Source organism: Alistipes sp. UBA1686 (assembly GCF_002320215.1).
Classification (GTDB): Bacteria; Bacteroidota; Bacteroidia; order Bacteroidales; family Rikenellaceae; genus Alistipes; species Alistipes onderdonkii.
Window position 1 is genome coordinate 105,891 of sequence record NZ_DCKA01000002.1, and the last position, 12,170, is coordinate 118,060.

Here is a 12,170-nt window from a genome sequence, read left to right on the forward strand (position 1 = left end):
TGCCGGATTCCGGCAAGCACGTACGGTCAAAATATAGGCTAAAAATCAATTTATCCGCCTGCCGTTTTGAAAATAAGGTGCAATTTTGTAATCCAGAAAAAACGGTTCCCGATGCACGGTCTGCGTCCGATTATTTCAGCGTATACGCGACCACGATCGGGTTGTCGCTCTCCTTCGAACACTCCAGCAGGCTTTTGATCTTAGGGCTCAGGTTTTTCCTGTATTCTTCGGGGATTTGCGGCGAACAGGTGCCGAAAAAAGTATCGCCGTAGACGGCTATCGGCTGCTGGATAATATCGCGAATGACCAAACTTGTATCCGCACCTTGCGTAGTATCCCATACATAAACGGCATCTGTTTTCTTATCCCAGAAATAGGGTTTGGCGACTATATATTTATTCCATTTATGGCCGATCTCAAAGGATGCATGGCTTTTCGTAGCAAGGAATTTACCGCCATACCTTGTATAATTGTTTTCCTTAATTAGATCATTGACTTCCTGTGGAGATAATTTTTCGTCATAACGCCTCCATACACTCTTTTTCTGACAGATCACATATTCCGGTTTTACGACGGAAGCGGTGGTGAACTGGTAAACCGTATCGGAATAGACCGGAGTATAGAGAAGGGTTCCATCGTAGTCATAAGTGAAACTGTTGACTGCAAAATTGTTGTCTTGCAGAGGTGTCGGGGCGAATCCTTTGTAAAGGACGGAGTCTTTGTTGGAAACGAGAATCGCCCAGTTCTCGTCGTCGTTGAAATCCTGTCCGGGAATTTGAAGGTTTATGGATAGGCTGTCGATACGTGCCAAATAGCAGTTCGCTATTCCCTTTTCCCGCCGTAGGAATGTCCCGTCATCCGTGGAAAAATAAAGGTAGGAGCGGGCCAGTGCGTCATTTACAAGTATTTCATTCCGGATGGTGTCTACCTGCATATCCGCGACACTCAGGTATTCCTTCGGCCCCCTGCCTTTGTTCTTGATGCGGAACAACAGGTTGCCCGTTTTGTCGAATACGAAGATCTGCTGTGCGGTATAGCAGTCTAATATATAAATTTTGTCTTTTGTAACGATCATTTTGTCTATTACGCCGATGGGTTCGGATGAATCCAACTTTATGTAATCGACCTGTCTGACCATATCGAGCAATTCAGCCGTGCTGATGATTTTAGCATTGTCGGCCCGGATCGGGTGCGGAGTGCCGGGCATGATATGAATCGCGTCTACATCGGACAGTTCCAAAGCCAAGCTGTTTTTTAGTTGCGTGGTTCCGCAGGCAGCGCAGAATAGGGCGGTTATAATTGTGGCTGTTAGTTGCTTCATATGCTTTCTTATTTGGTCTTCTGCCCGGGTGTTTTTACGATTATTTCAACGTATACGCAACCACGATCGGGTTGTCGCTCTCCTTCGAACACTCCAGCAGGCTTTTGATCTTAGGGCTCAGGTTTTTCCTGTATTCTTCGGGGATTTGCGGCGAACAGGTGCCGAAAAAAGTATCGCCGTAGACGGCTATCGGTTGTCGGATAATTTCATGAACAATTGCATCTTCATCCACATTGGCAGTATCCCATGCAAACACTATGTCGGTTCTTTTATCCCAAAAATAAGGTCTGGGGGTAATATATTCCTCCCATTTGTGGGCTATTTCAAAAGAAGCATAACTTTCCCCATCAAGAAATTTACCCGCATATCTTGTGTAGTTGTTCTGCTTGATTAACTTATCTACTTCCAGCGGGGGTATTTTTTTGTTATAAAGATTCCATATGCTCTTCTTTTGGTGGATCACATATTTAGGTGATACTATGGATATAGACATAAATTGGTAAACAGTATCGGAGTAGACTGGAGTAAACAAAAGCTTTCCATCGCAGTCATAAGTAAAGCTATTGTTAATAAAATTATCATTCTGAAGTGGCGTTGGTTCGAAGCCCTTGTAGAGAATGGAGTCTTTGTCGGAAACGAGAATCGCCCAATTCTCATTGTCGTTAAAATCCTGTTCTGGGGCTTGATAATTTATATACAAACTGTCGATATGCGCCAGATAACAGTTCGCCACTCCCGTTTCCTTACGGAGAAACGCTCCGTCATCGGTGGAGAAATAAAGATAGGAGCGAGCCAACGCGTCATTTACAAGTATTTCATTCCGGATGGTGTCGACCTGCATATCTCTGATGCTCTGATATTCTTTCGGCCCCCGGCCTTTATTTTTGATACGGTATAACAGCTTGCCCATTTTACTAAATACGAAGATCTGTTGGGCAACATAGGCATCCAGTATGAATATTTTATCTTTTGTTACGATCATTTTGTTGATTACACCGACGGGCTCGGATGAATCCAGTTTTATGTAGTCGATTGATTTGACCCTATCGAGCATTTCATCCATGCCGATAATTCTGGCATTATCGGCCCGAATCGGGTGCGGAGTGTCGTGGGTGATTTTAATAATTTTCGTGTCGGACAGTACTAATGCCCTGCTGTCGTTTTGTGGCGAAGTTCCGCAGGCAGCGCAGAATAGGGCGGTTATAATTGTGGCTGTTAGTTGCTTCATATGCTTTCTTATTTGGTCTTCTGTCCGGGCGTTTTTACGATTATTTCAACGTATACGCAACCACGATCGGGTTGTCGCTCTCCTTCGAACACTCCAGCAGGCTTTTGATCTTAGGGCTCAGGTTTTCCCTGTATTCTTCGGGGATTTGCGGCGAACAGGTGCTGAAAAACGTATCGCCGTAGACGGCTATCGGTTGTCGGATAATCTCCCCTATATCCGGATATTCGCTCCACCCTTTTGAACTCCATGCGTAAACCATATCAGTTTGCTTGTTCCAAAAACAGGAGATGGGGACAACATATTCATCTTCCTCACGGCCGATTTCGAAATATGCGTATTTTTCCATATCGTAAAATTTTCCGCCATATCTGGTATAGTTATTTTCTAAAATTAATTTTTTCACCTCTTGGTAAGATATTTTTTCGTCATGACGTCTCCACACACTCTTTTCCTGACAAATCACATATTCCGGTTCTACGACGCAGACCGAAGAGAACCGGTAAACCGTGTCTGAATAAACTGGAGTATATAAAAGATTTCCATTACGATCGTAAGTAAAACTATTGATAATAAAATCGTCATTTTGAAGCGGTGTAGGCTCAAACCCCTTGAAAAGAACAGAATCTTTATCCGAGATTATAATCGCCCAATTCTCGTTGTCGTTAAAATCCTGTCCGACTCCGGTGAGGTTAATATATAGGCTGTCGATACGTGCCAAATAGCAGTTCGCTATTCCTTTTTCCCGCCGTAGGAATGTCCCGTCATCCGTGGAATAATAAAGGTAGGAGCGGGCCAGCGCGTCATTTACAAGTATTTCATTCCGGATGGTGTCGACTTGCATATCCCAGATACTAATGTATTCTTTGGGCCCCCTGCCTTTATTCTTGATCCGGTATAACAGTTTGCCTGTTTTGTCAAATACAAAAATTTGCTGAGCCGCAAAAGAATCCATTATGAAGATTTTATCGTTTGTTACGACCATTTTGTTAATTGGCCCCATCGGTTCGGACGAATCCAGTTTTATGTAATCGATCGATTGAATCATATCCAGTAATTTCTTTGTGTCGATGGTTTTGGCCATGTCGGCTCTTATCAAATGTGGGGAACCTGGATTGATTTTAATTATTTCAGTATCGGACAGTACTAATGCCATGCTATTGTTTTGTGGCGAGGTGCCGCAAGCACAGAATAGTAAGGAGAATATAATAATTGTGATCAGTTGTTTCATGGGAGATTTATTTGGGTTGTTAAATGAGATGGTATAATGTAACGGTTGATGTATTTGTAAAGTTCAACTATAATTACATCAACCGTTACAAATTAATAATGACTAAATGCAGTCAGTGCCATCATAGCAATTTCCATCGCCGGTGTTACATTTAACCATCTGTCCCCAGTAGGTGGCATTCCCTCTGGTTCCAGTGCATTCTACTACTTCAGGCTTCCAGTTCGATCCGACCCAATGCGTGTCGTTCACATTCCAAGATTGACCGCCGAATTCAAACTCTGCCAATGCATCCACATTGGCCTGGATCATTGCGGACAAGTCGTCCTTGGCAATGCTCTTCATAAATACGGCCGAGGCTGCCACCATGGCGAATGTCACCAAGCCGAACGTAATTTTCTTTTTCATAGCGTTTTTCTTTTTCTGTTCGTTCACAGTTTACTCGATGCGTTGTGTCTATCCTTTCAACAACGGCGAACCCGCTTGGGGTTTGGGATCAATTGACTATTTTTGCACAACCTCCTTTCCTTTTCCGGGATTTGGCGGCCGGGCGGAGAAAACGTGTCTTTTCCCGAGGCAATTCTCCGCCCTCGTTTTTCCCGATAATTATTCCTCTACCATACCGATGATCTTCAGCGAAGTGCTGCCGGCGGCCGTATTGCAGAAGACCCGCAATGTCTTGTCGAAAGCCCCGGCCTTGTCGGGGATTATCTCCACTTTGATTTCGGATTTCTCTCCGGGCATGACGGGGCTCCGGTTCCATGACGGTTTCGTACACCCGCAAGAGGCGTCGATGTGGGTTATTACCAGCGGTTTGTCCCCCGTGTTTTCCAGGACGAAGGCCGCCTGTGCCGTGCTGCCGATCCTCAAATCCGGAACCTCGATTTCCGGTCGGGCGATATGGATGTCGGTCGTGGGAACCCTGTCCGCCTTCTTCCCGGATATTATCTCCTTATACAACTCCCAAAGCCGCGGCTTATGCGTCGGGTTGCCGACCAATAGAACCTTGTTGGTGCTGTCGAGGAGAAAACATTGGCAGGCCTGGTTCTTCGGAAAGCCATTCAGCCTGTCGATTTCATTTTCACGGTCGATATAAAACGGCAGTTCGAACCCGTCGGCCCGTAATATCAACCCGAGTTCGCGTTCGTTTTGCGGGTGGAAATAGAACAGGAAATCGACCTTGTCGGCCAGCGTCGTGTCGATTTCCCTCACATAAGCGTTCCAGGTCAACAATTTCAGCTTGCAGGAGGTGCAGCCTATCGAGTCTGTGAAATTCAGTATCCTGAATGGTTTTTTCGATTTCGCGGGGTCGCAAACCGTGTCGCAGGAATACGAAGTCGGTTGTATATCCTGCGGCAGCAGTACCGTTTTCCCGACCCATTCCTTTACGATCTTCTGGATTTCTTTTCTGGGATTATTGTCGTTGCACGAGGCGCACCACAGCGGGAGGAGGATGATTCCGGTCATCAAATAGCAGAATTTGGCCATATAATTTTATTTTAAGAACACAAAATAAAGACGCAATCATTATATAGATAATCAAGATATTTGATTATGTGCTACAAAATAAAACAAAAATATTAATATTAGTTCAAAATAATGTAAAAATATTTTGTTTTTTGGTGTTTTAAAAGGTAACTTCACAGAAGATATCACCCTGCTTGATCAATCTTGTTATGATAACAGCTCCGCCGATTGCCGTATTGAAAAAAATGGCAATAGTTGACTGGATAAATAAAATCCGGGATGGGTTGCGTGGGTGAAGCCCCTCCCCATGCGGGGTGGATAGTAACTGGAAGGGAAGAATAGATGTAAAAGTGTTTCAATCATGAAAAATTTTGACCGTACTGCCGTCAGGCTGATCTTATCGTTCGGTTTGGCATGGATATGCGCCGGTTGTGAATCCCGGCTGGAGGCGGCTTTGGAACTTGCGGGCGAAAACCGTCCGGAACTGGAAGCGGTTCTGCAACATTACAGCACGGACAAGGCCGATTCGCTGAAATACCGGGCGGCCCGGTTCCTGATCGAGAACCTTCCGCTCCATTACGGCTATGCGGGAAAGGGACTGGAGGATTTCAAATGCGATTATGATTCCCTTTTCTGTGATAAGGATATCCCCAGGCAGGTGCTGAGGGGCAGGGCGAAGAATTATAATCCCGATTTTACGAACGTACATCCGGCATTCGACCTTCCAGAACTCAGCCGCGATTTTTTGATCCGGCATATCGACAATGCTTTTGCGACGCTGGACTACCCGTGGACAAAGGGGCTGCCGTTCGGCGATTTCTGTGAATATGTCCTGCCTTACCGGATCGAGAATGAACTGGCGGAGGACTGGATGCCTCATTACAGGGATTTTCTCGCTGAAATAATCCGCCCCCTGCAGCAGTCCGGGGCGGATCGTTACACTGCGGCCAGGACGATCCAGGACAGCCTGCGCAGGATGGATTACGAGGTCATCGACGAATCGGTCATGAGAGTGGCGCTGAGGCCGTCGGATTACCTGCGGGCGGCAGGGGGCGCATGCCCCGAGATCACGAGCCTGATGTGGTATGCGCTGAGGAGCGTCGGGCTGCCTGTAAATTACGACTACATTATCCAGTGGGCCAACCGGAGCCAGTCGCACAGTTGGAATTCGCTGTGGGTCGACAGCGTGCTCTACTCTTTCGGGATGAGCGACCCGGAATTCGGCAAGCATTTCGAATCCCGGCCGCAGGAGCGTGTCGGGAAGGTTTACCGCAAGATGTTCAGTTTCCAGCCCCAGAGCCTGCCCAACCAAAGGGGAGCCCTGGCGGAGGGAATTCCGCCGGCCTTCCGATCCCCCTTCATAAAGGACGTTTCGGAATCGTATTTCGACGGCATCGACCTTGTCCTGAAATTGACGATCCCGATCGCGGCCCCAAAGAAATTTGCCTATCTGGTCGTTTTCGACAACCGGAACTGGGTGCCTGTCGCCTGGAGCCGGATAAAGCGCGGGCGGGTTGCGTTCGATCATGTCGAAAAGGGCTGCGCCTATATGGTCATGTATTATGACCGGGGGCTCCTCCTTCCGGCAACGGATCCGTTTACGGTCTCGAAAGAGGGCGGGGTGGCGGTGCGTAAACCCGACGGGGCCGAGGTTTCCGTCACGCTGAAGCGGAAATACCCGGTTTTCTTTGAGCTGGAGTTTATCCTCAACCGGGTGAAAAACGGCCGGTTCCAGGTTGCGGACAGTCCCGATTTCCGGGATGCCCGGACTGTCTACGTTACGCCCGAGGTGCCGGAAGCCAGGCCGTATTACGCGCAACTGGGGGACAGTATAACCTTCCGGTATATACGTTATCTCTCCCCGAGCGGTGCATTCGTGAATATGGCCGAGGTCGGGTTCTATGCCCCGTCGGGGGAAAAGCTCGTCGGGGAGATAATCGGAACCGAAGGCAGCTACGGGAATTCGGGCGACGACAAATACAAATTGTTCGACGGGGATCCGCTGACCTATTTCAATGCCCCGCAGGAATCCCGCTGCTGGGGCGGCATGGCTTTCGACCGGCCTCAGACCCTGGGTAGCGTGATGTTCCTGCCGCGGAACGACGATAATTTCATACAGGCGGACGAGCTTTACGAGTTGTTCTATTGCCGCGATGGCCGGTTCGTATCCCTCGGCAGGCGCATCGGGGATCGGACGCATGTTTTACACTACGACAATGTCCCCGGGAATGCCCTGCTGCTTTTGAGGAACCATACTAAGGGCAAGGAGGAACGTATTTTTACGTACGAGAACGACGAACAAATATGGTGGTAGCCGTGCCGTGCCGGCAAACTGAGATTCAGGGAACGAAAAGGGCGGGGTCGCTGCCGAATCGTGCAAATTCATGCGCAGCGATCTCCGCCCCGGGCTCCCTTCAAAAAGAAAGAAGGTGCTGTTTATTTATGTAAGATAACGGATATAGACCGAAGACTATTGCCTTCCCACTGTTTAGTAGGCTGGCCCGGCCTGACGGGCGACAAACTGGATGCGGAAATAACGCCGACGGAGCGTTGCCGGATCGCAGGTATCAATCGAGAATTTAAAAAACAAAAACATGAAAAAATTTATTTTTATACTCTGTGCTGCATTTCTGACATTTGCCTTGGTGCTGGGTTTTATCACTTACAATAAAACTACCCAGGCACTGTTGTCTGTCAATATCGAAGCTTTGACGAATAATGAAAATGAAGAGACAAGTAACAATGAAGGAAGTAATAACAAAGGTGATGGCTCAAAATTCTATTATGAACATTTACAGGGAAAACCTAAGACCTGTATTTTGTTTCGCAATGTGAGCTTAAATGGAGAGATATCTTTTTCAAGCGAAAAGCAGACCGGAACGTTGGGGTATACGTCTGTTAAAGTGGAAGGAATTATGGAAATATGCGACAAAGGCGGTTCCGGGTGTACTGCGTATTCATGCCAGACTACAAATTAAAAAATAAAATCTTTGCACACTCATCAGAGTGTGCAAAGAAAAAAACGATAATAATTAAAATTATGAAAAAAATCACGTTACATATTATTTGTATAATCAGTTTCTTCGCAACAGCTTGTTCCTCGAATAATGCGGAAGTGGCAGGCAATGTGAAAAGTATTGTTTTCAATTCGGAGGAAAGTGTGACGAACTCCGATTTCAACAAAATACTCGATACCACCTTCCGGGTCATTCCCCTTGCGACGAATGACGAGTGCTTAATATCCAATATCGATAGATTGGAAATCGTGGACGGAAAGTTTTATATCATGGATCATATGTCGCAGTCGGTCTATGTTTTCAATCCGGACGGGAGTTATGCCGGAAAAATCCATAAGCACGGGCGCGGCCCGGGTGAGTATACCAATCTATCCTTTATGACCGTTACAGATCGTAGTATTATTGTAATAGACCATTTTGTAGGAAAACAGATATTCTATGACCGTCTGACCTTACAACCTGTTTTGGATGACTATGATTTATTCAAACGTCTCAGGTGTACAGAATTATTTGCCATTGGGGATATTATTTATTATATGAACGATTGGAGTAATTCTGCGATTGGTAAATACCGGCTTTTTTCGAACGCTCGGGATGGGGATGGCTATTCCAAATATCTGCCTTTTAAAAAAGATCCCGGTGTACTGGGAATAAACGGCCCCCAATACGGAATAGCAGGAAACGAAGCCCTGATGATTTATTCGGGAGACGATCATATCTATAAGTTTTCCAAAGACAGTGTCTGTGTGCAATACCGTATGGAGTTCAAAGACCCCAAAGCCAAATACACTTCGGGGCGACCCGAAAAAGTTTTCGAGGATAACCGGGGGCGAAATGCCGTATTGGGGATAAACCGGATTCAGCAATCGGAACGGTATATTTTTGCGGAGGTGACTTTTACGGGTGAAAAGGATTATTATTTCTTATATGACAAGGTGGACGATAAAATGTCGATCTATGAATTTGCTACCGATAGTAATTTTTCGGATAAATTCTTTTTCAGCGTAAAACGTGTGATCGGCAACGAGGTAATATATTGGATTAACGCAAATACTTTTGCACACGGATATAAAAACATATCGGACAGAACACCGAAAACCGGGTTTGAAAAAGAGTTGTACGGATTGCTGGATAAACTGTCCGAGAACGATAACCCGGTATTGTTCGTATTCGACATAAAACAGGAGGAATAGCCATGCCCAAACAGAAGCCGCATATCCTCCTGCTTTCAGTGGGTTTGGTGCTCCTTTTCGGGTTCACGGCCTGTGTCATGGCAAAAACATATATCGCCTATTCGAAGCAGTTGAACAGAATGGCGGTAATTCAGACCGCATTCGAGAATATGGCTTTTTGCAGGCCCTATGAGCTCTCCTCGGAAGGGTTTTGCCTTTCCCCCACGACGGTGCTGACTGACGCGGAGGGCAAAAAGTCACCTTTGTCGGAGGTCGTGTCCGCGCATGGCAGAACGCTGGTCTATCGTTTCAGCAGAATGAATTGCCTGCCCTGTATTGCGATGCACTTCAAGCTGTTGAAATCGATCCTCGATGACCGTGCCCAAATAGGGCTGATCATACTGTGCGATTATCACAATGCAAGGGACTTGAGGATACTCAGGAACACGTATGAAGTCTCCTGCGGGCTGTATAGCGTTGACCGACTCGGAATTCCGATAGAAGATGTCAACAATCCCTATTTCTTTATCCTTACTCAAGATATGAGATGCGAGGGTTTCTTTACCGCATTTAAAGAAACATCGCAGCAAACTGAAAACTTCCTTCGGGCGCTGCTGGAAAAATTGTAGCTTCTCTATGACCCGATATTGAAGCTGTCCGGTGGTTTCATTCATCAATAATATGGGGCTCTGTCGAAGATGGATAAAAAAAATAGCCAGGTATTCAGTGCGGTCGCGGTGCCGATGTCCGTAGCCGTAGCCGTAGCCGTGGTCGTGGTTGTGGCCGCGGGAATCATGTGCTTCGTGGCAAATGGCGGAGAGGGGGCGGCCGACGGGCTGCTACCCACTCCGGCACTGATCGGTACGGATCGGGAACACGCCGGCCTTGCCGGCAGCGATACGCTTTTCCGGTTCGAATCCCGGGTTGCAAACCTGGGGCGGATAAGGGTGGGGCATAAGAAAAAAATCGTATTCCGCTTCACCAACGTCAGTTCGGGCCCTGTTGTAATCACCAGGGTTATGACCAGCTGCGAATGCACTTCGGCTGTCTGGGACAAGGCGCCCCTGCTGCCCGGCCGGCGGTCGCGGATCGAAGTGACCTATGAAGCCGAACGGGATGGAGTGTTCTTCCGGAAGTTGTTTATCTACCATGCGGGCGCCGCTTCGCCTTTCGAGATCGCGATTGAGGGGGTGGGCGAGGAATAGCTTCGACCGGTCGGGGATGCATTGCGGGAGGGGCAGGGACGTTCCGGGCGGAAGCGCTGTTGTGTCCCGTGTCCGATCCCCGGGGAGTGCCTTTACGTGTACGTAGAGGACTGCTGCCCTGAAAACTAAAAAAGCCCCGTAATCAAAGATTACGAGGCTTAACCAAGTGCCCAGGACAGGAATCGAACCTGCACGCCTTGCGGCACACGCACCTGAAACGTGCGCGTCTACCTATTCCGCCACCTGGGCTTTTGGAAATTGTGGTGTGCAAAAGTAATACTTTTTTCTCATTCACCAACTATTTTTACGAAAAAAATCTACTTGCTCAGGAATTTGTACTGAAAAAGAAGCAGATAGATGACGGCGATGGAGATATAGGCATCGGCCAGGTTGAAGATGGCTCCGAAAAAGTAGTTGTTGCTGTCCACCAGGAAGTTCAGGAACCGCGGTACACCGTTCCACTGGAAGAGCGGGAAATAGAACATGTCGACGACCTTGCCCATCATGAATCCGGCGTAGTGTCCGCCGAAATGTGCGACCGTATAGGGCGTCGACTCCGAGAAGAGCAGCCCGTAGAAAGCGCTGTCGATGATATTGCCCAGGGCACCGGCCATAACCAGCGCCAGGCCGACGATGACTCCCTTGGGGGTGTCTTTGCGTTTGTTGATGAGGTGGTGCATCAGCCAGCCGATGACCCCGACCATCACGATCCGGAAAATCCCGAGCAGGAGTTTCCCCCAGTCGAACCCGCCTTTGGTGGCGATGTGCATCCCGAAGGCCGCGCCGTTATTCTCGATGAAGCGCAATTGGAACCAGTCCGGGAAGACGACGATCGATTCGTCGAGGTGCATGTGGGTCTTGACCCAGATCTTGAGTGCCTGATCCGCGATGAGCAGGATCAGCACGAGCAGTGATATTTTTCTGAAATTCATATCGGTCGGATAATCTGACGCAAAAATAGTAAAAAATCTCAGTTTTGCAGGACTCGACCCGAATTTACTCGCTGCAGTCTTTTCCGTGGAAGCCCTCGGCCCCGCAGGTCGGCTTCCCGGTTGCGGCGATGTGCGGCCCGGGCTTCATAAGGGCTGGCCGACTAATTCTTCTCTAATAAAATATAGGTGTATACCTCAGATTTGAAGAATTTTTAACTTTTATGCAAAAAATATGCGAAAATATTTGCAGGTTCGAAAAAAGTCGCTACCTTTGCATCCGCGTTTGAGAAAAACGGTTGTTCTTACGAAGGCTGAAAGTTTACAATAAAGGAGCTTGAAGCTCTGTGTAAGCCCGATTTCCCGAGACGCGAAGTTCTTAAAAAGATTTTTGAAAAAAGATTTGCAGGATTCAAAAAGTTACTCTATCTTTGCAGTCCTTTCGCATCGTAAATGCGATTTTTCAAACTGGTTCTTTGAATTACTGGTTATATTTTGAGAGAAAAGAAATGTAGTATTTATCTGTCAATTTCCTTTTATAAAGGATAAACGAATAGTCAGGACTCTAACAAAACATTTATAATTTTATACAATGGAGAGTTTGAT

Annotated in this window: 11 protein-coding genes and 1 tRNA gene; 5 read left to right on the forward strand and 7 right to left on the reverse strand. The window is 47.2% G+C overall.

Annotation, left to right across the window (positions count from 1 at the left end; translation table 11 throughout):
* Positions 1 to 130: 130 nt before the first annotated feature.
* The 5 genes from B3C38_RS00540 to B3C38_RS00560 all read right to left on the reverse strand — a co-directional run bounded on the left by B3C38_RS00540 (position 131) and on the right by B3C38_RS00560 (position 5,241).
* Positions 131 to 1,321 (reverse strand): 6-bladed beta-propeller, encoded by a 1,191-nt coding sequence (locus B3C38_RS00540; protein WP_256166375.1) that lies wholly within the window; start codon positions 1,319 to 1,321, stop codon positions 131 to 133.
* 40 nt (positions 1,322 to 1,361) lie between these two features.
* A complete protein-coding gene (locus B3C38_RS00545) occupies positions 1,362 to 2,549 on the reverse strand; it encodes a 6-bladed beta-propeller (RefSeq protein WP_256166376.1) in 1,188 nt (395 codons plus the stop codon).
* A 40-nt stretch (positions 2,550 to 2,589) separates the two neighbouring features.
* Positions 2,590 to 3,777, reverse strand: a complete 1,188-nt coding sequence (locus tag B3C38_RS00550) for a 6-bladed beta-propeller (RefSeq protein ID WP_117508470.1) — start codon at positions 3,775 to 3,777, stop codon at positions 2,590 to 2,592.
* A 102-nt stretch (positions 3,778 to 3,879) separates the two neighbouring features.
* Positions 3,880 to 4,182, reverse strand: coding sequence for an NVEALA domain-containing protein (locus tag B3C38_RS00555; protein WP_256166377.1), 303 nt, complete (start codon positions 4,180 to 4,182; stop codon positions 3,880 to 3,882).
* Between the two features lie 198 nt (positions 4,183 to 4,380).
* On the reverse strand, positions 4,381 to 5,241 hold the full coding sequence (locus B3C38_RS00560; protein ID WP_256166378.1) for a DUF1573 domain-containing protein: 861 nt from the start codon (positions 5,239 to 5,241) through the stop codon (positions 4,381 to 4,383).
* Positions 5,242 to 5,602: 361 nt separating this feature from the next.
* Between B3C38_RS00560 and B3C38_RS00565 the strand changes: the two genes are divergently transcribed.
* From B3C38_RS00565 to B3C38_RS00585, 5 genes are all read left to right on the forward strand, one after another.
* A complete protein-coding gene (locus B3C38_RS00565; protein WP_256166379.1) occupies positions 5,603 to 7,555 on the forward strand; it encodes a transglutaminase domain-containing protein in 1,953 nt (650 codons plus the stop codon).
* Between the two features lie 280 nt (positions 7,556 to 7,835).
* Positions 7,836 to 8,219 (forward strand): hypothetical protein, encoded by a 384-nt coding sequence (locus tag B3C38_RS00570; RefSeq protein WP_018697476.1) that lies wholly within the window; start codon positions 7,836 to 7,838, stop codon positions 8,217 to 8,219.
* A 62-nt stretch (positions 8,220 to 8,281) separates the two neighbouring features.
* Positions 8,282 to 9,451 (forward strand): 6-bladed beta-propeller, encoded by a 1,170-nt coding sequence (locus B3C38_RS00575; RefSeq protein WP_256166380.1) that lies wholly within the window; start codon positions 8,282 to 8,284, stop codon positions 9,449 to 9,451.
* Positions 9,452 to 9,453: 2 nt separating this feature from the next.
* Positions 9,454 to 10,059, forward strand: coding sequence for a hypothetical protein (locus tag B3C38_RS00580; protein WP_256166381.1), 606 nt, complete (start codon positions 9,454 to 9,456; stop codon positions 10,057 to 10,059).
* 69 nt (positions 10,060 to 10,128) lie between these two features.
* A complete protein-coding gene (locus B3C38_RS00585; protein ID WP_286724147.1) occupies positions 10,129 to 10,635 on the forward strand; it encodes a DUF1573 domain-containing protein in 507 nt (168 codons plus the stop codon).
* Positions 10,636 to 10,802: 167 nt separating this feature from the next.
* Here B3C38_RS00585 and B3C38_RS00590 read toward each other — a convergent pair.
* Together B3C38_RS00590 and B3C38_RS00595 are read right to left on the reverse strand one after the other, a co-directional pair.
* Positions 10,803 to 10,884 (reverse strand) — tRNA-Leu (locus B3C38_RS00590).
* A gap of 68 nt (positions 10,885 to 10,952) precedes the next feature.
* Positions 10,953 to 11,567, reverse strand: a complete 615-nt coding sequence (locus tag B3C38_RS00595; protein ID WP_055204647.1) for a signal peptidase II — start codon at positions 11,565 to 11,567, stop codon at positions 10,953 to 10,955.
* Positions 11,568 to 12,170 lie beyond the last annotated feature (603 nt).

Excerpts from the sequence above, each read along its gene's own strand:
- B3C38_RS00540 (WP_256166375.1), bottom strand. The coding sequence starts at position 1,321 with ATGAAGCAACTAACAGCCACAATTATAACCGCCCTATTCTGCGCTGCC.
- B3C38_RS00545 (WP_256166376.1), bottom strand. The coding sequence starts at position 2,549 with ATGAAGCAACTAACAGCCACAATTATAACCGCCCTATTCTGCGCTGCC.
- B3C38_RS00550 (WP_117508470.1), bottom strand. The coding sequence starts at position 3,777 with ATGAAACAACTGATCACAATTATTATATTCTCCTTACTATTCTGTGCT.
- B3C38_RS00555 (WP_256166377.1), bottom strand. The coding sequence starts at position 4,182 with ATGAAAAAGAAAATTACGTTCGGCTTGGTGACATTCGCCATGGTGGCA.
- B3C38_RS00560 (WP_256166378.1), bottom strand. The coding sequence starts at position 5,241 with ATGACCGGAATCATCCTCCTCCCGCTGTGGTGCGCCTCGTGCAACGAC.
- B3C38_RS00565 (WP_256166379.1), top strand. The coding sequence starts at position 5,603 with ATGAAAAATTTTGACCGTACTGCCGTCAGGCTGATCTTATCGTTCGGT.
- B3C38_RS00570 (WP_018697476.1), top strand. The coding sequence starts at position 7,836 with ATGAAAAAATTTATTTTTATACTCTGTGCTGCATTTCTGACATTTGCC.
- B3C38_RS00575 (WP_256166380.1), top strand. The coding sequence starts at position 8,282 with ATGAAAAAAATCACGTTACATATTATTTGTATAATCAGTTTCTTCGCA.
- B3C38_RS00580 (WP_256166381.1), top strand. The coding sequence starts at position 9,454 with ATGCCCAAACAGAAGCCGCATATCCTCCTGCTTTCAGTGGGTTTGGTG.
- B3C38_RS00585 (WP_286724147.1), top strand. The coding sequence starts at position 10,129 with ATGGATAAAAAAAATAGCCAGGTATTCAGTGCGGTCGCGGTGCCGATG.
- B3C38_RS00595 (WP_055204647.1), bottom strand. The coding sequence starts at position 11,567 with ATGAATTTCAGAAAAATATCACTGCTCGTGCTGATCCTGCTCATCGCG.